20 protein-coding genes are annotated in these 20,985 nt (G+C 67.6%); 5 read left to right on the top strand and 15 right to left on the bottom strand.

Annotation, left to right across the window (positions count from 1 at the left end):
- Positions 1-12: 12 nt before the first annotated feature.
- A complete protein-coding gene (locus N7367_RS10545) occupies positions 13-375 on the bottom strand; it encodes a glycine zipper 2TM domain-containing protein (RefSeq protein WP_279942343.1) in 363 nt (120 codons plus the stop codon).
- A gap of 269 nt (positions 376-644) precedes the next feature.
- Here N7367_RS10545 and mutS point away from each other — a divergent pair, with 269 nt between their 5' ends.
- The 3 genes from mutS (at position 645) to katG (ending at position 6,375) form a co-directional block, all read left to right on the top strand.
- On the top strand, positions 645-3,236 hold the full coding sequence (gene mutS / locus N7367_RS10540) for a DNA mismatch repair protein MutS (protein ID WP_279942342.1): 2,592 nt from the start codon (positions 645-647) through the stop codon (positions 3,234-3,236).
- Between the two features lie 142 nt (positions 3,237-3,378).
- Positions 3,379-3,987 (top strand): DUF937 domain-containing protein, encoded by a 609-nt coding sequence (locus tag N7367_RS10535; protein ID WP_279942340.1) that lies wholly within the window; start codon positions 3,379-3,381, stop codon positions 3,985-3,987.
- A 147-nt stretch (positions 3,988-4,134) separates the two neighbouring features.
- Positions 4,135-6,375 carry a catalase/peroxidase HPI gene (katG, locus tag N7367_RS10530; protein ID WP_279942339.1) on the top strand — a complete coding sequence of 747 codons (2,241 nt, stop codon included), beginning with the start codon at positions 4,135-4,137 and terminating at the stop codon, positions 6,373-6,375.
- Positions 6,376-6,483: 108 nt separating this feature from the next.
- On the opposite strand, the gene N7367_RS10525 is transcribed toward katG, so the two are convergent.
- Together N7367_RS10525 and N7367_RS10520 are read right to left on the bottom strand one after the other, a co-directional pair.
- Positions 6,484-6,891, bottom strand: coding sequence for an RNA-binding S4 domain-containing protein (locus tag N7367_RS10525; RefSeq protein ID WP_053518953.1), 408 nt, complete (start codon positions 6,889-6,891; stop codon positions 6,484-6,486).
- 9 nt (positions 6,892-6,900) lie between these two features.
- A complete protein-coding gene (locus tag N7367_RS10520; RefSeq protein WP_053518955.1) occupies positions 6,901-7,137 on the bottom strand; it encodes a hypothetical protein in 237 nt (78 codons plus the stop codon).
- A 62-nt stretch (positions 7,138-7,199) separates the two neighbouring features.
- On the opposite strand from N7367_RS10520, the gene N7367_RS10515 reads away from it, so the two are divergent.
- Complete coding sequence (locus N7367_RS10515; protein WP_279942338.1) at positions 7,200-8,657, top strand: MATE family efflux transporter; 1,458 nt, start codon at positions 7,200-7,202, stop codon at positions 8,655-8,657.
- A 19-nt stretch (positions 8,658-8,676) separates the two neighbouring features.
- Here the strand turns inward: N7367_RS10515 and N7367_RS10510 are convergent, their stop codons facing one another.
- From N7367_RS10510 to ffh, 10 genes are all read right to left on the bottom strand, one after another.
- On the bottom strand, positions 8,677-9,084 hold the full coding sequence (locus tag N7367_RS10510) for a DUF1801 domain-containing protein (protein WP_053518959.1): 408 nt from the start codon (positions 9,082-9,084) through the stop codon (positions 8,677-8,679).
- Between the two features lie 38 nt (positions 9,085-9,122).
- Complete coding sequence (locus N7367_RS10505) at positions 9,123-9,557, bottom strand: DUF1801 domain-containing protein (protein ID WP_279942337.1); 435 nt, start codon at positions 9,555-9,557, stop codon at positions 9,123-9,125.
- A gap of 79 nt (positions 9,558-9,636) precedes the next feature.
- Positions 9,637-10,017, bottom strand: a complete 381-nt coding sequence (locus N7367_RS10500; protein WP_279942336.1) for a DUF6404 family protein — start codon at positions 10,015-10,017, stop codon at positions 9,637-9,639.
- An 82-nt stretch (positions 10,018-10,099) separates the two neighbouring features.
- Entirely contained in the window at positions 10,100-10,501 is a 402-nt protein-coding gene (gene rplS / locus N7367_RS10495) for a 50S ribosomal protein L19 (RefSeq protein WP_053518963.1), read from the bottom strand.
- 154 nt (positions 10,502-10,655) lie between these two features.
- Positions 10,656-11,414, bottom strand: coding sequence for a tRNA (guanosine(37)-N1)-methyltransferase TrmD (gene trmD / locus N7367_RS10490; protein ID WP_053518966.1), 759 nt, complete (start codon positions 11,412-11,414; stop codon positions 10,656-10,658).
- A 2-nt stretch (positions 11,415-11,416) separates the two neighbouring features.
- Positions 11,417-11,929, bottom strand: a complete 513-nt coding sequence (gene rimM, locus N7367_RS10485) for a ribosome maturation factor RimM (RefSeq protein ID WP_053518968.1) — start codon at positions 11,927-11,929, stop codon at positions 11,417-11,419.
- Between the two features lie 44 nt (positions 11,930-11,973).
- Positions 11,974-12,234, bottom strand: a complete 261-nt coding sequence (gene rpsP, locus N7367_RS10480) for a 30S ribosomal protein S16 (protein WP_005415733.1) — start codon at positions 12,232-12,234, stop codon at positions 11,974-11,976.
- A gap of 136 nt (positions 12,235-12,370) precedes the next feature.
- A complete protein-coding gene (locus tag N7367_RS10475; RefSeq protein WP_279942335.1) occupies positions 12,371-13,153 on the bottom strand; it encodes an aminotransferase class IV family protein in 783 nt (260 codons plus the stop codon).
- Positions 13,150-14,226 (bottom strand): nitronate monooxygenase, encoded by a 1,077-nt coding sequence (locus N7367_RS10470; protein ID WP_279942334.1) that lies wholly within the window; start codon positions 14,224-14,226, stop codon positions 13,150-13,152. Before N7367_RS10470 ends, N7367_RS10475 begins: the two co-directional genes overlap by 4 nt.
- Positions 14,227-14,316: 90 nt before the next feature.
- Positions 14,317-15,693, bottom strand: a complete 1,377-nt coding sequence (gene ffh / locus N7367_RS10465) for a signal recognition particle protein (protein WP_053518973.1) — start codon at positions 15,691-15,693, stop codon at positions 14,317-14,319.
- A 122-nt stretch (positions 15,694-15,815) separates the two neighbouring features.
- On the opposite strand from ffh, the gene ccsA reads away from it, so the two are divergent.
- Positions 15,816-16,610 carry a cytochrome c biogenesis protein CcsA gene (gene ccsA / locus N7367_RS10460; protein WP_053518974.1) on the top strand — a complete coding sequence of 265 codons (795 nt, stop codon included), beginning with the start codon at positions 15,816-15,818 and terminating at the stop codon, positions 16,608-16,610.
- 78 nt (positions 16,611-16,688) lie between these two features.
- Here the strand turns inward: ccsA and N7367_RS10455 are convergent, their stop codons facing one another.
- Positions 16,689-18,995, bottom strand: a complete 2,307-nt coding sequence (locus N7367_RS10455) for a tetratricopeptide repeat protein (protein ID WP_279942333.1) — start codon at positions 18,993-18,995, stop codon at positions 16,689-16,691.
- A 48-nt stretch (positions 18,996-19,043) separates the two neighbouring features.
- Complete coding sequence (locus N7367_RS10450) at positions 19,044-20,900, bottom strand: ATP-binding protein (RefSeq protein WP_279942332.1); 1,857 nt, start codon at positions 20,898-20,900, stop codon at positions 19,044-19,046.
- Positions 20,901-20,985: the final 85 nt, after the last annotated feature.

Below are 20,985 nucleotides of genomic sequence, written 5' to 3'. Positions count from 1 at the left end.
GGAAAACGGCGATCAGCGGTAGACGCGCTCGCAGCGACGTTCCACCACCCGATCGCCGGTCTTCTGCTGGTGGTTGCCCTGGATCTGTCGTCCGGCGCCGCCGCCGGCGACTGCACCGGCGACGGTGGCGAGCTTCTTGCCATTGCCGCCGCCCACCTGGTTGCCCAGCAGGCCGCCCACCACCGCACCTGTGGCCGTACCGGCAATGCGGTTCGGATCGCGCGAGTTGCGCTGGACTTCAACGTTCCTGCATTCCACACGGCTGCCGTCGTTGAACTTGCGGCCTTCATCGCGGGGCCCGTAGGTCTGCGCACCCGCCATCGACGATGCCGCCATCAGGGTGCCCAGCACGAGCAGTCGGGTCGAGGTCTTCATGGCCAGCTCCTGTCTTCCGGGATGGGTCCAGTCTCCGCCTGCCGCTGGCAACTACGAGTGAAATCGGTGTCATCAGGACTTCATCGGCCATGCGTCGTTCATGAAAGACTCGCGGCTCATTACGACGACCCATCGCCATGCCTGCCGCGCGGACAATCGTGCTGCCTCATCCAGGCGTCCTCCGCCCCTTCCAGTTACCATGGACGGCCCTGCCTGCTCCGCCGCCGCAGCCTGATGGCGCGGCCGGATGCTCTCTGATTCACGAGCCCATGTCCAAAGACAAGTCCGCCGAACACACGCCCCTCATGAAGCAGTTCTTCGCAGCGAAGTCCGAGTACCCGGATCTGCTGCTGTTCTTCCGCATGGGCGACTTCTACGAGCTGTTCTACGACGATGCACGCAAGGCTGCACGCCTGCTCGACATTACCCTGACCCAGCGCGGCAGTTCCGGCGGCGCCCCGATTCCGATGGCCGGTGTGCCCGTGCATGCCTACGAGGGCTACCTGGCACGCCTGGTGGCGCTGGGCGAATCCGTGGCGATCTGCGAGCAGATCGGCGACCCGGCCCTGGCCAAGGGGCTGGTCGAGCGCAAGGTGGTCCGCATCGTCACCCCCGGTACGGTCACCGACGAAGCACTGCTCGACGAACGCCGCGACACCCTGCTGATGGCCCTGTCGCGCACCCGGCAGGGCTACGGCCTGGCCTGGGCCGACCTCGCCGGTGGCCGCTTCCTGGTCAACGAAGTCGACACCGACGACGCGCTGGAAGCCGAGCTGGCGCGCCTGGAGCCGGCCGAGCTGCTGGTGCCGGACGAGGAGAACTGGCCGGACTTCCTGCGCCAGCGCAGCGGTGTGCGTCGCCGCGCGCCATGGCTGTTCGATGCGGACAGCGGTCGTCGGCAGCTGCTGGCCTTCTTCAAGCTGCATGACCTGAGCGGCTTCGGCATCGACGACAAGCCACGCGCCACGGCCGCCGCAGGCGCCCTGCTCGGCTATGTCGAAGAAACCCAGAAGCAGCGCCTGCCGCACCTGACCTCGATCGCGATGGAAACCGCCGGCGAGGCGATCGCCATGAACGCTGCGACCCGCCGCCACCTGGAGCTGGATACGCGGGTCGACGGCGATACCCGCAACACCCTGCTGGGCGTGCTCGACAGCACCGTCACGCCGATGGGCGGCCGCCTGCTGCGTCGCTGGCTGCATCGCCCGTTGCGCCTGCGCGAGGTGCTGGTACAGCGCCACCATGCGGTAGCGACGCTGATCGATCGCGGCAGCGATGGCGACATCCGCGAACAGTTCCGTCGCCTGGGTGACCTCGAGCGCATCCTCACCCGCGTCGCCCTGCGCTCGGCACGCCCCCGCGATTTCTCGACACTGCGCGATGGCCTGGGCCTGTTGCCTGCGGTGCGCGACGTGCTGGCGCCGCTGGACTCGCCACGCCTGCAGGCGCTGTACGCCGCGCTGGGCGAGCATGACGACTGCGCGCAGCTGCTCGCGCGTGCCATCGCTGAAATGCCGCCGCTGAAGCTCAGCGATGGCGGCGTGCTGGCCGATGGCTTCGACGAGGAGCTGGATGAGCTGCGACGCCTGTCCACGAATGCCGACCAGTTCCTGGTCGACCTTGAACGGCGCGAGCGGGAAAGCAGCGGCATTGCCACACTGAAGGTCGGCTACAACCGTGTGCACGGCTATTACATCGAGATCAGCAAGGGCCAGGCCGACCGCGCACCGGTGCACTACACGCGCCGCCAGACTCTTACCAATGCCGAGCGCTACATCACCGAAGAACTGAAGGCGTTCGAGGACAAGGTACTGTCCGCGCGCGACCGCTCGCTGTCGCGCGAGAAGTTCCTGTATGAGCAGCTGCTGGACACGCTGGGTGCACAGCTGGAGCCGCTGAAGCAGTGTGCCGCCGCGTTGAGCGAACTGGATGTGCTGGCCGCATTCGCCGAGCGCGCGCAGGCACTGGACTGGTCGCGCCCGGAACTGGAAACGGCACCCTGCCTGAAGATCGAGCGCGGCCGTCACCCTGTCGTGGAAGCCGTGCGCGAGCAGCCCTTCGAGCCGAACGATCTGGACCTGCACCCGGACCGCCGGATGCTGGTCATCACCGGCCCGAACATGGGCGGTAAATCCACCTACATGCGGCAGAATGCACTGATCGTGCTTCTGGCCCACATCGGCTCCTTCGTACCGGCCAGCCGCGCCGTGATCGGCCCGATCGACCGCATCCTGACCCGCATCGGCGCCGGCGACGATCTCGCCCGCGGGCAGTCGACCTTCATGGTCGAAATGGCCGAGACCAGCTACATCCTGCATCACGCCAGCGCACATTCGCTGGTGCTGATGGATGAGATCGGCCGCGGCACCTCCACCTATGACGGCCTTGCCCTGGCCGACGCGGTGGCCCGCCACCTCGCCTATGAGAACCGCTGCTACACGCTGTTCGCCACCCACTACTTCGAGCTGACCGCGCTGGCCGACGAGCAGCACGAGGGCGGCCGCAGCGGTATCGCCAACGTGCACCTGGATGCGGTCGAGCATGGCGAAGCGCTGGTGTTCATGCACGCTGTGAAAGACGGCCCGGCCAACCGCAGCTTCGGACTGCAGGTGGCCGCGCTGGCCGGCCTGCCTCGATCGACCGTGGCACAGGCGCGGCGGCGCCTGGCCGAACTGGAACAACGGGGCAGCGAGAGCCATGCGGCGGAGCTGGCCCCTCAGGCGCTGGATGCCCCGCAGCAGTTCGGCCTGTTCAACGCCCCGTCCAGCAAGGCGCAGGAGGCGCTGGCCACCATCGATCCGGACGAACTGACGCCCAAACAGGCGCTCGAAGCGCTATATCGGCTGAAGGCACTGCTGTAACCGGCATGGGACCGGCGCAACGCCGGCCCCCCCCTCCCGCTCCCCGGGGCAGAGCGAAGCCTGCGCCCGGCGGCCTTCGCATTTCCGTCGTGCAGGCGGCGTTATGCTCGGGCGGTCCTTCCTTCACAGAACGGAGACCGCCATGAACACCGAATCCCTCGCCGCATCCCTCTTCCAGCAGCTGCAGCAGGGGCAAGGCCTGCAGCAGGTTTCCCAGCAGCTCGGCCTGGACAGCAGCCAGACCACCCAGGCGGTGGGCAGCGCCTTGCCGCTGCTGCTGGGCGCGATGGGCCAGAACGCCAGCGAGCCGCAGGGCGCGCAGTCCCTGCTCAACGCGCTGCAGCGTGATCATCTGGGCACTGGCGGGGGTGGCGGCTTCGACCTCGGCAGCATCCTCGGCGCAGTGATGGGTGGCGGCGGCAGCGGCGCCACCGATGGGGCCGGCATCCTCGGCCACATCTTCGGTGGCCAGCAGCCGCAGGCCGCGCAGGTGCTTGGCCAGAGGACCGGGCTGGACAGCGGCACCTCCGGCAAGCTGCTGGCGATCCTTGCGCCCATCGTCATGTCCTTCCTGGCCCAGCGCTTCGCCCAGCAGGGCAACGCCAGCGAACTCAGCAGCGCCCTCGGCCAGGAGGCGCAGCAGTCCGGCGGCATCGGCAGCATGCTGGGCGGGGTGCTCGATCAGGACGGCGACGGCCAGTTCGGGGCCAGCGACCTGCTGAAGCTCGGCTCGGGGTTGCTCAAGCGCTGATCGCACACACCCGTACAAGCCCCGGACCTAATAGACAGCCACTATCGCATTGGTTGAATCAATCGAATTTACCGATCCACAGGCGCCACCTAATGTGGGTCGGGCCTCCCCCGATTCCACCTTTCGCCAGTCCACAGGTAGAGACCCATGAAAAGCGAAGCGAAGTGCCCCTTCAACCATGCCGTCGTCGGTGACGCGACGACCAACCGCGACTGGTGGCCGAACCAGCTGCGCGTGGACCTGCTCAACCAGCATTCCGCGCGCTCCAACCCGCTCGATGCCGGCTTTGATTACGCATCGGCGTTCGAGAGCCTGGACTATGCCGCGCTGAAGGCAGACCTGAAAGCACTGATGACGGACTCGCAGGACTGGTGGCCGGCCGATTTCGGTCACTACGGCGGCCTGTTCATCCGCATGGCGTGGCACAGCGCCGGCACCTATCGCATCGGTGATGGCCGCGGTGGCGGCGGCCGCGGCCAGCAGCGCTTCGCTCCGCTCAACAGCTGGCCGGACAACGTCAGCCTGGACAAGGCGCGACGCCTGCTGTGGCCGATCAAGCAGAAGTACGGCCAGGCCATCTCCTGGGCCGACCTGCTGATCCTGACCGGCAATGTCGCGCTGGAGTCGATGGGCTTCAAGACACTTGGCTTCGCCGGTGGCCGTCCCGATACCTGGGAACCGGATCAGGATGTGTACTGGGGCCGCGAAACCACATGGCTGGGCGGTGACGTGCGCTACAAGCACGGCTCCGAAGGCGTGGTGGAATCCCACGGCGTGCTGGTGTCCGATGACGATGCCGATGGCGACGTGCATTCGCGCAAGCTGGAGAACCCGCTGGCCGCAGTGCAGATGGGCCTGATCTATGTGAATCCCGAGGGCCCCGACGGCAATCCTGACCCGGTACTGGCTGCACATGACATCCGTGACACGTTCGGCCGCATGGCGATGGACGATGAAGAAACGGTGGCGCTGATCGCCGGCGGGCACAGCTTCGGCAAGACCCATGGCGCCGGCCCGGCCGACAACGTCGGCAAGGAGCCTGAAGCGGCCGATCTGGAGAGCCAGGGCCTGGGCTGGGCCAACAGCTTCGGCAGCGGCAAGGGCGGCGACACCATCACCAGTGGCCTGGAAGTCACCTGGACCCGTACCCCTGCGCAGTGGAGCCATGACTTCTTCGAGAACCTGTTCAAGTACGAATGGGAACTGACCAAGAGTCCGGCCGGCGCGCATCAATGGGTGGCCAAGGATGCCGAAGCGGTCATTCCCGATGCGCACGACGCCTCGAAGAAGCACCGCCCGACCATGCTGACCACCGATCTGTCGCTGCGCATGGATCCCGCCTACGAAAAGATCTCGCGCCGCTTCCTGGCCGATCCGCAGGCGTTTGCCGATGCGTTCGCGCGCGCCTGGTTCAAGCTGACCCATCGCGACATGGGGCCGCGCGCGCGCTATCTGGGGCCGGAAGTGCCGGCCGAAGAGTTCATCTGGCAGGATCCGCTGCCGGCCGCAAAGCACCCGCTCATTGATGCCAAGGACGTGGCCACGCTGAAGCAGGCGATCGCCGCAAGCGGCCTGAGCGTCCCTGAACTGGTCTCCACGGCCTGGGCATCGGCCTCCACCTTCCGTGGCTCGGACAAGCGGGGCGGCGCCAATGGTGCGCGCATCCGCCTGGCACCGCAGAAGGACTGGCCAGTAAACCAGCCCACCCGTCTGGCCAAGGTGCTGGCCGCACTGGAAAAGGTGCAGAGCGGGTTCAATGCCGGCAGTGAAAGGCAGGTGTCGCTGGCCGACCTGATCGTGCTGGCCGGTGGCGTGGGCATCGAACAGGCCGCCAAGGCCGGTGGGTACGACATCAGCGTACCGTTCACGCCGGGCCGTACCGACGCCAGCCAGGAACAGACCGACGTGGAATCGTTCGCGGTGCTGGAACCGGCGGCCGATGGATTCCGCAACTACCTCAAGGGCGCCTACAGCGTTCCGGGCGAAGCGCTGCTGATCGACCGGGCGCAACTACTGACGCTGACCGCCCCGGAGCTGACCGTGCTGATCGGTGGCCTACGCGTACTGGGTGCCAATGCCGATGGCAGCGCGCACGGCGTCTTCACCGATCGGCCCGGGACACTCAGCAACGACTTCTTCGTCAACCTGCTGGACATGGGCACGCAGTGGAAGGCCACCGGTCGTGAAACCTACGAAGGCCGCAGCCGCAACGACGGCGCCGCACGCTGGACCGCCACCCGTGCTGATCTGGTATTTGGATCCAATGCGGTGCTGCGTGCGCTGGCAGAGGTCTATGGCAGTGCAGACGGCGAGAAGAAGTTCGTGCAGGACTTCGTCGCGGCGTGGACCCGGGTGATGGAGCTGGACCGCTACGACCTGCACGGCTGATCACCGGCAGGCCCGGCGCTGCTGTCGGAAGGCCCACCGGGCATGGCCCGGCGCTACCACTGAAGGGCTCGCCGGGCATGGCCCGGCGCTGCCTCGGGGGCGTTCGCGTTACAGCGCGTCGATGTCGCCCAGCGCGCGGATCAGACGCCGCGCGCGCTTGTCCGGCTTGTGCTCCGGTGGCTGGAAGCCGTCGCGCGCGGCGATGCGCAGTGCGCGCTGCTCGGCGCGCCGTGCCTTCGAGGCCTCGCTCTCGGCATACAGCTGGTGCGCGACCGGGGCAGGCCCGCGCTGGTCGCTCAGGCCCATCACCTGGATCTCGAAATGCTCCTCGCCGCGATCGACCTGCAGGTGCTCACCCACGCGCACCGCGCGCGAGGACTTCGGTCGCTGACCGGCCACGCTGACCTTGCCGGTTTCGATGGCCTGCTTGGCCAGGCTGCGGGTCTTGAAGAAACGGGCCGCCCACAACCAGATGTCCAGGCGGACACTGGGCGACAGCGGGGAAAGCTCAGGCATCGGCAGGTACTACTCCGTTCGCTTGTTCAGGGGGCGCGGATTGTCGGGGTCGGTGCGGCAGCCGCTGCCCCCGATCAGGGTCGGTGCTCCGGCAGCGAGATCCTGGCGCTGGCTGCCGACCAGACATTCGGGGCGGTCGGTCGGCCGCACCTGGGTATCGCCCAGCCGGTCTCCCGACGAACATGCGGCCAACAGGCCGCCAATCAAGGCCAACGTCATCGACCTCACCTGCTGTCGTTGATGCATTGCCACATCCCGCGAACCGGCTTGGTGCTAGTGTGCGCCTCCCGGGATTCGATCACCACCCCATGGCCAAAGCGCCGCTTGACCTGACCGCCGGCCCGATCGGCCGCAATCTCCTGTTGTTCTCGCTGCCGATCCTGGCGGGCAACATCGCGCAGTCGCTGAACGGTTCGGTGAACGCGGTATGGGTCGGGCGCTTCCTCGGCGAAGCGGCACTGACTGCCACCGCGAACGCCAACAACATCATGTTCTTCCTGATCGGTTCGGTGTTCGGCTTCGGCATGGCCTCCACCATCCTGATCGGCCAGGCCATCGGTGCACGGGATATCGCCCAGGCACGGCGCGTGGTCGGCACCAGTGCCACGTTCTTCATCGGCCTGTCGGCGATCATCGCCATCGCCGGCTGGTTCATGGCCCATCCGCTGCTGGCGGCGATGGGCACGCCGGCGGCCTCGCTGCCACTGGCCGAGGCCTATCTGCGCATCATCTTCCTGGCAATGCCGACGTTGTATGCCTTTGCCTTCCTCAGCGCCGCACTGCGCGGTGCCGGTGACTCGCGTACGCCGTTCCGCTTCCTGCTGCTGTCGGTCATGCTGGACATCGCATTGAATCCGGTACTGATCTTCGGCATGGGTCCGTTCCCGGAGCTGGGCATCGCCGGTTCGGCCTGGGCCACGCTGGTGTCGCAGACCCTCTCGCTGGGCGGCCTGCTGCTGTACATGCGGCACAAGCGCCACACGCTGTGGCTGGGTCGGGCCGACATGCGCCTGTTCAAGCTGGACCTGACCATCCTCAAGGCACTGGTGGTCAAAGGCGTGCCGATGGGCCTGCAGATGGTGCTGATCTCGCTGTCGGTGATCCTGCTGATGACCATGGTCAACCAGTACGGCACCGAAACCGCAGCGGCCTATGGCGCCTCGCTGCAATTGTGGAACTACGTGCAGATGCCGGCGATGGCGATCGGCGCGGCCTGTTCCACGATGGCCGCACAGAACGTGGGTGCCCAGCAGTGGGATCGCGTCCGCGGCACCGCACGCAAGGGCGTGCTGTTCAATTTCCTGCTGACCGGTGCGTTGATCCTGCCGCTGGTGCTGCTGGACCAATACTCGCTGGCCCTGTTCCTGCCGCAGGGGAGCGAGTCGCTGCAGATCGCGCGCCACCTCAACCATGTGGTGATTGGCTCGTTCCTGTTCTTCGGCGTGAGCTTTGTGATTTCCGGCGTGGTGCGCTCGACGGGTGCGGTGATTCCACCGCTGCTGATCCTGGCCGCTTCACTGTGGGGCGTGCGCGTTCCGTTCGCCGAACTGCTGCAGCCCTATTGGGGCGCAGATGCGATCTGGTTGAGTTTCCCGGTCAGTTCTCTGGTGTCGATGCTGCTGTCGCTGGCGTACTACCGCTGGGGGGGATGGCGCAAGGCGAAGATGATCAGCACACCCGCGAAGGCCGAGGCGATTGCCACACCGTCGGAGATTCCCGCCTGCCCACCGTCACCGGTGGCGGACCCGGATGCCGTGACCCGGTAGCGCCGGGCATGGCCCGGTGCTACCGCTTGTTCTTCGCGGCGTTGTGCTTGGCCGCCGCGCGCATCAGGGTCTTGAACGCCGTGGCATCGGGCATGGTGCCTTCATGGATGTCGATCGCGCGCCGCGTGTTGCCTTCCAGGCTGGCGTTGAACAGGCGCTTCGGGTCCGGCAAGGCCGCGCCCTGGGCGAAGGTCAGCTTCACTGCCTGCTTGTAGGTCTCACCGGTGCACAGGATGCCGTGATGCTCCCATACCGGTGTGCCCCGCCATTTCCAGGTTTCCTGCACCTCCGGCAGCGCTTCATGGATCAGCGCCCGAACGCGTGCCAGCGTTTCACCGCGCCAGTCACCCAGTTCCGCGATGCGCGCATCGATCAGTGCGGCCGCGGGTGTTCCGGCGTCGTCGGGGTTCGGTGCATGCGTGGTCATCGTGTGCTCTCGTCGGCGGAACGTCCGGAATGGCGGGCTTACATGCGTTCGCCGGGCAATGCAGCGGCCTGGCGGACCCACTCGAGGAACTGCGCTTCATCCAGCATGCCCTCCTGCGTGATGTGCAGGTAGCGGGTATCGGCGCTTCTGGACGGCTCCGGTGGCATCGGTTGCAGGGCCGCGCCGCGGAAGAACGCAACCTTGATGTAACGGGCGAAGCAATGGAAGCTGAGGAACCAGCCGGCATCGGCGGCCACCGCGTACATCGGCGAGTTCCACTTCACCGCCTTGTGCACGCCGGGCACGGCTTGGCCGATCAGTGCGTCGAGGCGTGCGCCGATGGGCTGCTTCCAGTCCGGCATGGCGGCGATGTACGCCTGCACCGGCGCATTACCCTCGCCCTTGGCGATCTGCGGATTTCCCCCGGACAGGAGCCGGGGTGCAGTGGAAGGTGCGGCTCGCTTGGAAGGCATCGCACGGCGCATGCATGGGAATGAAGCCGCAGACTAGCGCCATCGGCAGCCTGCGGTCACGGCGCACTGCGCCATCGCTTCAGTCCGCCAGCGAGGCCAGGAACTGGCGCCATTCGGGCAGCTGTCGTTGGCGTTGAAGCGAGCGCATCAGGAGCGCCATCACCACACCGAACAGGCCGCCCGCCAGCAATCCGGCACCCAGCAGCAGGCCGAGTGGACGCTCACCGCCCTGCCACAGCAGCAGCCACATCAGGGCGCACCAGAACAGGCCGAACAGCAGCCCCTGCAACAGCGCGTTGATGCGGAAACCGGCCAGGATCGGCGGCGGCACAGCGACGCCCATCCGCCACAGCGTCCGATGCAGCAACGGTGCGGACTGCGCGCGCGGCAGCCCCTTGTCGTCCAGCAGACGAAGCGCCGCGCGGATGCGGTCGGGATAGCGCAGGTCGTTCTTGTTCATCGCACGAACCTAGCGGATGCAGGAGCACAAACGCAAACGGCCGCCCGAAGGCGGCCGTCGCGGCAACAACCGGAGTTGTCTATCAGGCCTTTTCGGCCAGACGGGCAGCCTTGGCCTGCGCAGCGGCAGCCAGGTCTTCCTTGATGCGGGCAGCCTTGCCTTCCAGGCCACGCAGGTAGTACAGCTTACCGGCGCGGACCTTGCCGCGGCGCTTCACTTCGACCGAGTCGATGATGGCGCTGTGGGTCTGGAAGACGCGCTCGACGCCGTAGCCGTGCGAGATCTTGCGGACGGTGAACGAGGAGTTCAGGCCGGCATTCTTGGTGCCGATCACAACGCCTTCGTAGGCCTGCACGCGCTCACGGTTGCCTTCCTTCACCTTCACGTTGACGACAACGGTGTCGCCCTGGCTGAACTTCGGCAGTTCGCGGGTGATCTGGGCGGATTCGAATTCCGCGACGATGGACTTGTTCAGCTTGCTCATGGGTTACACCGATTCTTGTTCGGGTGGGCGTGTCGATTCGACAACATAGGCTCATGCAGTCACCGGACTGTGCTGCACGTTTGTTTTGGGTACTGCGCACGCCAGCCGGGGCCGGCGGGAATTGGCCATGATAGCCGATAACGCCAGCCCTGCGCTAGGGGCTGGCCTTTTGTTTCCGGGCCTGACGGCCCTGCTCCAGCAGTTTGCGGTCGGTCTTGCCCAGCGCCTGTTCATCCAGCAGGTCCGGGCGCCGCTGGGCGGTACGGACCAGGGACTGCTGGCGGCGCCAGGCGGCGATGGCCGCGTGGTTGCCCGAGCGCAGCACCTCCGGCACGTCCCCCAGCGGGTGCTGGGCCGGCTGGCTGTAATGCGGGCAGTCGAGCAGGCCGAGGTCGCCCTCGAAGCTGTCCTGTGCCGCCGATTCAGCGTCGTTCAGGGCCCCCTCCTGCAGGCGGGCCACGGCGTCGATGATGACCGCTGCGCCCAGCTCGCCGCCGGACAGCACGTAGTCGCCGAGGGAAATCTCCTCGTCGACATTGGCTTCCAGGAAGCGCTCGTCGATGCCCTCGTAGCGCCCACAGAGCAGGACCATGCGCGGCAGCGCCGCCAGTTCACGGACCTTGGCCTGGGTCAACGGCGCCCCCTGCGGGCTGAGGTAGATCACCCTGGCCGGGGTCGGATCGGCATTGCGGATCGCCTGCAGGCAGGCCTGCAGCGGTTCGATCAGCATCACCATGCCCGGGCCACCGCCGAAGGGACGGTCGTCCACCCGGCGGTAGTTGCCTTCGGCGTAATCACGGGGATTCCAGCCGTGAAGGCTGAACAACCCTTTCTCCTGCGCGCGCCCGACCACGCCTAGTCCAGCAGACTGGGCGAGGAACTCGGGGAACAGGGTGATGACGTCGAAACGCATGCTCAGAACTCGGGATCCCAGTCGACCACGACCAGGTTCGCCTCGAAGTCCACCGAAACGACGAAGTCCGGCAGCACGAACGGGATCATCCGCTCGCGGTCGCCACGGACCACCACCACGTCGTTGGCGCCGGTGCTGAACAGGTGCGAGACCTGGCCCAGGGCAACGCCCTCGGTCGTCTTCACGTCCAGGCCTTCCAGGTCGACCCAGTAATATTCATCCGGATTCGGCGGCGGCAGCGCGCTGCGCGGCACGTAGATCTCGGTGCCACGCATGGCTTCGACCGCGTCACGGTCCTCGACGCCGGGGAAACGCGCGACCAGGTGCTTGCCGCTGTCGCGACCACGCACACCTTCAATCGTGGTTTCCACGCCGGACGGACTGCGCACGATCCATGGCTGGTAACGGAAAATGGCGGAACGTGGCTCGGTCCAGGACTCGAGCTTGATCTCGCCGCGCACACCAAAAGCGCCGACAATCCTGCCCAGCAGGATGCGGCGCTCGATATCTTTCATCTGCTTCAACCAGGAGGGCCACGCCGGAGCGTGGCCCGTCAGGATCAGGCCGCAGCGGCCTGGGACTTGGTCGCTTCCTTGATCAGGTTGCGGACCTTGTCGGTCGGCTGGGCGCCGTTCTTGACCCAATGGTCAACGCGGGCCAGATCCAGCTCGATGCGCTTCTCGGCGCCCTGGGCGACCGGGTTGTAGAAGCCAACGCGCTCGATGTTGCGGCCGTCGCGCGCGCTGCGCACGTCGGTGACGATGATGTGGTAGAACGGACGCTTCTTGGCGCCGCCGCGGGTCAGTCGAATCTTGACCATGGTGTGTTTTCCTATTGCCCAGTCGCCAGGATGGCGAGGTAAGCGGGCGATTATAGCGGCAGAGCGTGGCCGAGCCAACCCCATGCGTCACGGTAGCGCCCGGCCATTCCCGGCGGCCGGCAGGTCATGCATCCGTTCAGGAAAGCGGTTGCCACGGCACGCCGGCCAGTACCGCCCGGCCCTGTTCAGCCAACGCCAGCGAGCCGCCCAGGGCCCGCCCATCAATGCTCTGCAGCGCCCAGAGTCCGCTGGCATTGCAGGCAAACGCAGCCTGCACTCCATGCAGGGCGCCTGCCGGCAGGGGCCGGCACACCTGCGGTCCGTTCCAATGCGCACGCAGCAGGGCCTCTGCGGTACCCCGCAGCGCGGCGGCGCGTGGCCAGATCAGCTGGTGCCCATCATGCACGGCCACGTTCCAGGTCGTGCCCTCGCTGACGTGCCCCTGCGTGTCCACGAAAAGCGCGTCGTCATACCCATCGGCCATCGCCGCGCGACGCTGCGCGAACAGGCCGAACGTGCCGACGTGCTTGATCTGCGGCAGCTCCCGCTGCCAGGTGACGCTGCGCACGCGCCGCGGCGCGGACAGCGATACCGGCGCGGATACCGCCACCAGCACATCGACCGCCACGCGGGCCAGTGGATCGCGGAAGTCGAAGTGACGCGAGAACACCGTCACCCGCAGCGAGGCGTCGGCAAGGCCGGCCTTCTGCAGCGCCTGCGCCATCCAGCTGCGCACCTGCGCCGTATCCAGCTCGTTGCCGAACAGGTCGCGCGTAGCCTGCGACAATCGAGCCAGATGCAGGTCCAATCCCTGCGCTGCTCCGCCACGCACCTGCAGCGAGGTGAAGTGACCGTAATTCACCAGCGCCGGCAGCAGATCCTCCACCTGCGCCGGCTGGCCGTTGCAGGTCAGCATCATCGCAGCAGCGCCTGCGCCTGTTCCCACATGCCGCGCAGCACGTCGGCGGCCGGCTGGGCCGGCGCCATCCACGCCGCTTGCCCGGCCCAGGCCTGCATCGCCGCCAGCCGGTTCTCGCGCGTGGCCTGCGCGCGCATCGGCCCGGTCAGTCCACGCTGTACCGGGTACGGGCGCGGAGCCGGCGCACCGGCCGCCGCAGCGGCGCGTACATAGGGCGTTGCCAGGCCGCGGCCCAGTCGGCCACTGAACGCACGCGTCGGCCAGGTATCCTCCGGTTCCGTGATCGCCAGCGCGTCGGCCCAGGCCGGCGCCAGTGCCGCCTCCGGTGTGCGCAGGAACGCGGTGCCGATCTGCACCGCGCTGGCACCCAGCGTCAATGCCGCGGCGATGCCACGCCCGTCGGCGATGCCACCGGCCGCGATCACCGGAATTCGAAGATGGTCCGCCAGCCGCGGCAGCAGTGCGAACAGGCCGACCAGCTGGCGTTCGGCCAGCGCCGGATCGAAGGCCCCGCGATGGCCACCGGCTTCAGCCCCCTGTGCCACCACCGCATCGGCCCCGGCGTCCTGTGCGGCCCGCGCTTCGGCCAGCGTGGTGGCACAGGCGATCCAGGCAATGCCGGCGTCCTTCAACCGCTGCACATGCGCGGGGGAAAGCACGCCCATGATGGTCGAGGCCACCGCCGGGCGCGCGGCCAGCAACGCAGCGAACTGGTCCTCGAAATCGGCTGGCGTGGCATCGGCCGCACTGGCCGGCACCTCCGGTCCCCACTGCGCGAGGAAGGCACGGCTGGCGGATTCGGCGACCACGTCGCGCGTCGGCGCCGGGTCCGGCAACCACAGGTTCACCTGCGCCGGGCCGGTGGAGATGGCCCGGAACTCATCCATCCACCGCCCGATATCCGCGGCCGAGGAGAGCACCGCGCCCATTGCGCCCATGCTGCCAGCATTGGCCAGCGCCGCCGACAACGGCACCGGACAGGCACCGGCCATGGGGGCGAGGAGGATCGGAAGCTGCAATGAAAAACGCCGACAGAAGGCGTCGGCGCGTTCAAGAATCGGCGATGCGTTCACGCGACATACCTGCGGGAGAGGTCGCCGCCCAGCATACGCCAGTCGTTGCAGGCGGGGTCGGATCCGAACAGGTTCCGCCCCCGATGTTGATCAACGGAACGGCATGCCGCGGCCACCCATGGCGCCCATCATGCCCTTCATGCTGCGCATCATGCCCTTCATGCCGCCGCCGGCCATCTTGCTCATCATCTTTTCCATCTGCATGTACTGCTTCATGAGCTTGTTGACGTCGGCCGGAGTCACGCCCGAGCCCTTGGCGATGCGCGCGCGGCGCGAGCCGTTGAGCAGGTTCGGATTGCGCCGTTCCTTCTTGGTCATCGAACTGATGATGGCGATCATGCGTGGCACTTCCTTGCCCTGGCTGACCTGCTGCTTGAGGTGGTCCGGGATGTTGCCCAGGCCCGGCAGCTTGTCCATCAGCCCGCCGATGCCGCCCATGTTCTGCATCTGCTCCAGCTGGTCGCGCATGTCGTTCAGGTCGAACTTCTTGCCCTTGGCGACCTTCTCGGCCAGCTTGGCCGCCTTGTCCTTGTCGACCTGCTGCTCGACCTGCTCGACCAGCGACAGCACATCGCCCATGTCCAGGATGCGGCTGGCGATGCGGTCCGGATGGAACACATCCAGGCCGTCCGGCTTTTCGCTGACACCGACGAACTTGATCGGCTTGCCGGTGATGTAGCGCACGCTCAGCGCGGCACCGCCACGGGCGTCACCATCGGTCTTGGTCAGCACCACGCCGGTCAGCGGCAGCGCATCACCGAAGGCCTTGGCGGTGTTGGCCGCGTCCTGGCCGGTCATGGCATCGACCACGAACAGGGTCTCGGCCGGGTTGACCGCTGCGTGCAGGGCCTTGATCTCGGCCATCATCGCTTCGTCGATGGCCAGGCGGCCGGCGGTATCGACCAGCAGCACGTCGACGAACGACTTGCGCGCATCGTCGATGGCGGCGCGGACGATGGCTTCCGGCTTCTGGTCGGCGCTGGACGGGAAGAACAGCACGCCGACCTGTTCGGCCAGGGTCTTCAGCTGCTCGATCGCCGCCGGACGGTAGACGTCGGCCGAGACCACCATCACCTTCTTCTTGCGCTTTTCCTTCAGGTGCTTGGCCAGCTTGCCCACGGTCGTGGTCTTGCCGGCGCCCTGCAGGCCCGCCATCAGGATGATGGCCGGCGCCGGCACGTTGAGGTTCAGGTCGCTGGCTTCAGCGCCCATCACCGCGGTCAGCTCGTCGCGGACGACCTTGATCAGCGCCTGGCCGGGGGTCAGCGACTTCAACACTTCCTGGCCAACGGCGCGCACCTTGATGCGCTCGATCAGCGCCTGTACCACCGGCAGCGCGACATCGGCCTCGAGCAGCGCGATGCGGACCTCGCGGGTGGCCTCGCGGATGTTCTCCTCGGTCAGGCGGCCACGGCCGCGCAGGCGCTCGATGGTGCCGGAAAGGCGCTGGGTCAGGGACTCGAACATGCGGTGCGACCTGTCTGAAAACGGGGGACAATAAGGCACACAGTATAGCCGGTCCGCCTCTGCTCCCGGGCTGCGACACGGCGGCCGTCGCCAGCACCCCGGGGGTATGCGAAACTGCCACGATGACAATCGTTCTCATCGCCGTCCTGCTCTACCTGGCCGCCAGCGTCCTGCTGGTGCGCGCGCTCGGCCGCGATGGTGCCGTAGGTTCGCCCGCCTGGCTGTGGCCGGCGCTGCCAGCCATCGTGCTGCATGGCGGCTATCACGTGATGGTGGCGATGCGCACGAACGGCGGGCCGGACATGCATTTCTTCGCGGCGCTGTCGCTGGTCGGCCTGGGCATGGCCTGGCTGACGTCGCTGGTGGGCGCACGCGGCCGCATGTCCGCGCTGGGCGTGGTGGTGTTTCCGCTCGCGGCACTGTTGCTGCTGGCCTATCACGGCTATGGCCACGAGCCGAGCAAGGTGCTGGGCTGGCGGTTGGCCAGCCATGCCTGGCTGGCCCTGCTGGCCTACGCCACGCTGAGCATCGCGGCATTGCTGGCGATCATGCTGTGGCTGCAGGAACGCGCCCTGCGCCGCCGCGAATTCCGCCCCTGGCTGCGCGCCCTGCCCCCGCTGGCCGATCTGGAAGCGCTGCTGTTCCGGGTCATCGCGGTGGGCTTCGCCCTGCTCACGCTGACCCTGGTCACCGGCGTCCTGTTCGTCGATGACCTGCTTGCACAGAAGCTGGTGCACAAGACCGTACTGAGCGTGCTGTCGTGGATCGTTTTCGGCGTGCTGCTGATCGGCCGCCGCCGCTACGGCTGGCGCGGGGTGAAGGCGGTGCACTGGACATTGACGGCCATGCTGTTGCTGCTGCTGGCCTTCTTCGGCAGCCAGTTCGCGATCGAGCTGGTGTTCGGACACTCCCGTTGATCGGATGACAGGTCCGCCGGGCATCGCCCGGCGGCGCAGAGCAGTGGCGCCGGGCCATGCCCGGCGAGCGAGGCGTGCCTACAGGCCGTACCGCTCGATCACGTCCAGATGCGGCTGGCGATCCTGGTCGCAGGCTTCGGCCAGGCGCAGCCAGCACAGCGGATGTGCCCAGCCGGCGGTGGCCTGCTGCAGGAACCGGTGCAGCGCGAGCGGTGCGTGATCCTGAGGCTGGGCGATGGTGAACAGCAGCCCCGGCAGCGTGCCATCCTCGGCCTCCGGGTCGGTCACGGTGTAGTCGGGACGGCTGTGGGCCCAGATTTTCCAGCCCTGCGCCTCAACCGCCTCGACCAGGGCATTCCAGGCGTCCTCACCCGGATGGGCGCCGTCGATCAGCCAGCTGCGGGCGAAGCCGCCACGCTCCAGCACATGCACCTGTGCGTAGGTCGGGATGAAGTGCTCGCGTGCCTCCTCGTCTTCCGGTGCCGGATGCACCAGCGCCGCGTCGAACACCACCCAGTCACCCACCTGCTGGGCGCGGTTGGCCGGCGCGTTCTCGACGATGCGGGCGGTCACCGGGCCACTGCGCCGGGCGTAGTACTCCATCGGCTCGCCCTCTTCCTCGCTGCGGATGATCACCCAGCCCCACGGCTCTTCGACCACACCCTCGGTGCTGGACAGTTCCATGCCGATCGCCGCCGCCGACCGCCGCACAGCGTCCCAGTCATGCGCGGCGCTGGCGGCACTCATGTGGTCCCAATGCGCGGCATTGGGCTCCTCCAGCAGTTCGATCAGCTGCGCGTAGCAGGCCTGGGCATCGCTGAAGCGTCCGGTCTCCATGTACATGCGGGCCAGCGTGCCACGCGCGCCATGCGATCCCGGCGACAGCTCCAGCAGTGCCTTTGCGGCCAGCTCCAACGCCGGCCAGTCGGACACCCGGCGCGCGCGCTGCACCTCGCACCAGTGGGCGAACACCGGCACGCTGTCGCGGAAGACATCCGCCAACCGGCGCAGGCCGGCGTCATCGCCCTGTTCGGCCAGCCACCGCATCAGCGTGTAGGCCGCGGCACCATCGTGCTGCGGATGCGCCGCCACGAAGTCCCACAGCAGTGCGCGTGCTTCGGCCTGCGCGCCGCAGGCATTGAGCGCCGAAGCCGCCGTGTCGGCCAACGGCTCATCATCGGGACACTGTGCGTGGGCCTGCAGCAACCATTGCGCCTCCTGCTCGGGATCGCGCGAGTGGTTCTGCTCCCCGCGCGCTTCCAGCCACGCCAGCAGCTCCGTGGCCGGCACCGGCAACGGCGCGACCTCCGGCAGGCTTTCCACGCGTGCAGCCAGGGCGGCCACCAGCGCGGACGCGCCGCGGTCCTGGCGCAGCTGCGGAAGGTGGGCACGGGCCAGGCCCAGCTGCCGCTGCGCCACCCAGCGCGCGCCCCGCTGCAGCGCCAGCTCCAGGCTGAGTGCAGCCACCTCGATCAACAGCCGGTGCGAACCGACGCGGGCGAAATGTTCGATGATGGTGTTGAAGCGCGTACCCAGGTCCCAGGTGTTGCGCGCCGGATCGCGCCGGCACAACGCGGCGGCGGTGTTCGCCCACAGTCGCCAGTAGTTCGGCGTCAGCTCGCTCCACGGCACCATCTGCTGCAGCGCTTCTTCGTCGCGGCCCAGCTGTGCCAGCGCCCAGGCCTTGGACAGGCGGCGCGGCACGGTGCAGTTGGCCGGCTCATACTCGCCCGAAGCGACCACCTCGGCCTCCCGCTTTTCGATCAGTGCCAGCGCTTCCTCAGCGCGGCCCAGGCCCAGAAGGATCTTGATCTGCATCTCCGGGAAGCTGTCGAACACCTCCTTGCCGCAGGCCTCGATCGCGTCGGCCTGTGCCTGCAGGTAATCCAGCGCCTCCTGGCCCCGACCGTCGTCCAGCAGCGCGTCCGCCTTCTCGCAGCTCAGGCACTGGAAGCAGGCCCAGCTCGGATCGATGCGTGCCAGGGTCTCGTCGCAGACCTCGACCCGTTCGGGCACCCAGCCGGGGCCGTCGATGTTGCCGTAGCAGGCGGCCAGATCCTGGGTCACGCAGATCGACTGCGGGCACTCCAGGGTGTCCTCGCGATGCGCACGCTCGAACAGCGCGACCGCCTCGCCCAGTGCACTTTCACCTTCGACGCGGTTGCCCACGCGGTTGCGCAGCGCCCAGTGGCCGACGTAGACATCGACCCAGGGATTGTCCAGCGCCTTGCCCAGCGCACGCGCCTCGGGCAACAGCGCATCGACGCGGTCGACCTGCAGCTCGCTGACGTCGTCTGCAAGGCGGTTCAGCAGGTGCGCGTTCTGCGCCTGCCCGGCCTGGCGCAGGTCGCCCTGCAGTTTTTCTACCCAGTTCCAGATGTCCATGAGGGGATTACGTGCTCCTGTCTAGCGAAGGCTGGATGAGAGCGGGCGTCAGCGCAGCATCTGCTGCAGCGCGCCCGCGATGTCGGTGAAGGCTCCATTGAGGTCGGGGCCTGCGGTTGCCGTCGTCCGCGCCAGGGGCCTGCCCTGCGCGGCGACGATGATCTTCAGGGAGCGCAGCAGGCGTGCAGCCGCTTCGGCCTGCGGGTGGCCTTCGCGCTGTGCGCGCAGCAGCGCCTGCACCGCGGTGTTGTCGAGGTTGAGATACAGCCGCGACGGTGCACGCGATTCGATGCGTGCAGTGAACTGGCGGGCCAGCCGCAGCGCGGCCATCGACACACGCTTGTCGTTCTCGTCGTCCTCCAGCCGCTGCTTCAGTTCGGCCTCGCGGTCGGGCACCACCACCACCGGCAGTGCCTCCGGACTGAAGCGCGCCGGCAGCAGCTGCTCACCATCCCCCAACTGCTCACGCAGCCAGGCCAGCTGCCCCTCATCGAGGCTGTCATCGGTACGGAACAGTGCGCGGTTGCCCTGCTCGGTGCCCAGTTCCACCAGACGCAGGCCCTTGGCCTGGGCCCAGCGACGCAGGAACGGAACCACCGCATAACGATGGCCATGCGCGACCGGCACCCCCATCGCGCGGAACAGCATCTCTTCGAAACCGCCACCGTTGTCGAGGATCACATGCACGGCGCCGCGTGCCGGCAGCGCGCTGGCCGGCAGATCGCCCTGCGAGGTCGGCACGCGCACGTGCTCCACCAGCAGTTCGAACAGGCGGTCATCACACAGCGCCGCGCCCAGCAGCGCTTCGTTGTGGCGGGCCAGCACCCGGCGCCAGGCTTCAGGCTGCTGCCGTGCGACCTCGGCCAGGCCATCGATCAACGCCTCCAGCAGGGCATGCTGCACGGCGCGGTAATGATCATCGCGCTGCAGATCCTCACGACTGGCGGTGGGCGTCAGCCGCGAGGACTCGATCACGCCACCGATGAAGCCGGCCCAGGGCGGGAGCAGGTCACGTGCATCGTCGTCCAGCAGCATGCCGCGCACGAACACTGACAGATTGCGGTTGTCACTGGTGCCATAGGTGGCGCCATCCTGCACCCACAACAGGCCCGTGGCGTCGCTGACGCCATCGGCGCGCAGCGGCAGGGTGACGATGGGCTCGAAGTCATGCTCGAAACGCGCGGCGAACTGCAGGGACTGCCGGCGCGCCTGCACCGGGTGCAACGCGACCTCGCCCTGCGCCCGCCACGGCGGCGGCTCCGGATTGATCGCCGAGGTGGCGGCACCGATGAAGATTGGTTCGGACAGCAGCGCGCAGTACCGCCCCAGCACCTCGTGCAGGCGTGCTTCGTTGGCCAGCGGCAGGAAGTCGGGGTGCAGTTCCAGCTCCACTTCGGTTCCGATCTCGCGTGCGGGCACTTCGCTGACCGTGTACTGCTCGGCATTGCTGGACACGTACAGATGGCCGAGTTCCGGCGTCTGGTAGGAGGTGGTGCGAACGCTGACCCGACGCGCCAGCACGAAGGCGGACAGGAAGCCGAGACCGAACATGCCGATCAGGCCATCCTCGTCGGCGCCGCCCTGGCGCAGGCCACGGGTGTAGCCGACACCGACGGTCGCCAGGTAATCGTGGATCTCCTGGCGGGTCAGGCCCGCCCCGGTATCGCTGATGCGCAGCACGCCGGCGGTGGCGTCGACCTGGACGGAGATCCGGGAAGGCACGTCCCTGCCCGGCTGCTCGATGCGACGGCGGATGATCGAGTCATGCGCGTTCTGCACCAGCTCGCGCAGGGCCACCATCGGCGTGGAGTACAGGTGCTTGCCCAGCACCGTCATCAGTCCATTGAGGTCGACGCCCGCACGGCGGATTTCGGCGGCGGGGGCGGTAAGCGCGGGGTCCTGCATGTAATCGTTTACTCCTGGGCACGGAAAGGCGCCACAGGGCGCCTTCGTCGAGCGGGAAAAACTAGCACAGGGAGGCTGACCGTTG

Source organism: Stenotrophomonas sp. GD04145 (genome assembly GCF_029835135.1).
GTDB lineage: Bacteria > Pseudomonadota > Gammaproteobacteria > Xanthomonadales > Xanthomonadaceae > Stenotrophomonas > Stenotrophomonas maltophilia_P.
Note: the sequence above shows the minus strand (reverse complement) of the source record. Positions and strands in the feature narration are given on the sequence as shown.

What these genes read in the sequence shown, in the direction of transcription:
- N7367_RS10475 (WP_279942335.1), bottom strand. Translation starts at nt 13,153, where the DNA reads ATGATGCTGACCTGCAACGGCCAGCCGGCGCAGGTGGAGGATCTGCTG.
- N7367_RS10545 (WP_279942343.1), bottom strand. Translation starts at nt 375, where the DNA reads ATGAAGACCTCGACCCGACTGCTCGTGCTGGGCACCCTGATGGCGGCA.
- N7367_RS10525 (WP_053518953.1), bottom strand. Translation starts at nt 6,891, where the DNA reads ATGCCTGAGCTTTCCCCGCTGTCGCCCAGTGTCCGCCTGGACATCTGG.
- N7367_RS10500 (WP_279942336.1), bottom strand. Translation starts at nt 10,017, where the DNA reads ATGAACAAGAACGACCTGCGCTATCCCGACCGCATCCGCGCGGCGCTT.
- rpsP (WP_005415733.1), bottom strand. Translation starts at nt 12,234, where the DNA reads ATGGTCAAGATTCGACTGACCCGCGGCGGCGCCAAGAAGCGTCCGTTC.
- rimM (WP_053518968.1), bottom strand. Translation starts at nt 11,929, where the DNA reads ATGAAAGATATCGAGCGCCGCATCCTGCTGGGCAGGATTGTCGGCGCT.
- N7367_RS10535 (WP_279942340.1), top strand. Translation starts at nt 3,379, where the DNA reads ATGAACACCGAATCCCTCGCCGCATCCCTCTTCCAGCAGCTGCAGCAG.
- N7367_RS10515 (WP_279942338.1), top strand. Translation starts at nt 7,200, where the DNA reads ATGGCCAAAGCGCCGCTTGACCTGACCGCCGGCCCGATCGGCCGCAAT.
- trmD (WP_053518966.1), bottom strand. Translation starts at nt 11,414, where the DNA reads ATGCGTTTCGACGTCATCACCCTGTTCCCCGAGTTCCTCGCCCAGTCT.
- ffh (WP_053518973.1), bottom strand. Translation starts at nt 15,693, where the DNA reads ATGTTCGAGTCCCTGACCCAGCGCCTTTCCGGCACCATCGAGCGCCTG.
- N7367_RS10510 (WP_053518959.1), bottom strand. Translation starts at nt 9,084, where the DNA reads ATGACCACGCATGCACCGAACCCCGACGACGCCGGAACACCCGCGGCC.
- ccsA (WP_053518974.1), top strand. Translation starts at nt 15,816, where the DNA reads ATGACAATCGTTCTCATCGCCGTCCTGCTCTACCTGGCCGCCAGCGTC.
- katG (WP_279942339.1), top strand. Translation starts at nt 4,135, where the DNA reads ATGAAAAGCGAAGCGAAGTGCCCCTTCAACCATGCCGTCGTCGGTGAC.
- mutS (WP_279942342.1), top strand. Translation starts at nt 645, where the DNA reads ATGTCCAAAGACAAGTCCGCCGAACACACGCCCCTCATGAAGCAGTTC.
- N7367_RS10505 (WP_279942337.1), bottom strand. Translation starts at nt 9,557, where the DNA reads ATGCCTTCCAAGCGAGCCGCACCTTCCACTGCACCCCGGCTCCTGTCC.
- N7367_RS10450 (WP_279942332.1), bottom strand. Translation starts at nt 20,900, where the DNA reads ATGCAGGACCCCGCGCTTACCGCCCCCGCCGCCGAAATCCGCCGTGCG.
- N7367_RS10455 (WP_279942333.1), bottom strand. Translation starts at nt 18,995, where the DNA reads ATGGACATCTGGAACTGGGTAGAAAAACTGCAGGGCGACCTGCGCCAG.
- rplS (WP_053518963.1), bottom strand. Translation starts at nt 10,501, where the DNA reads ATGAGCAAGCTGAACAAGTCCATCGTCGCGGAATTCGAATCCGCCCAG.
- N7367_RS10520 (WP_053518955.1), bottom strand. Translation starts at nt 7,137, where the DNA reads ATGCATCAACGACAGCAGGTGAGGTCGATGACGTTGGCCTTGATTGGC.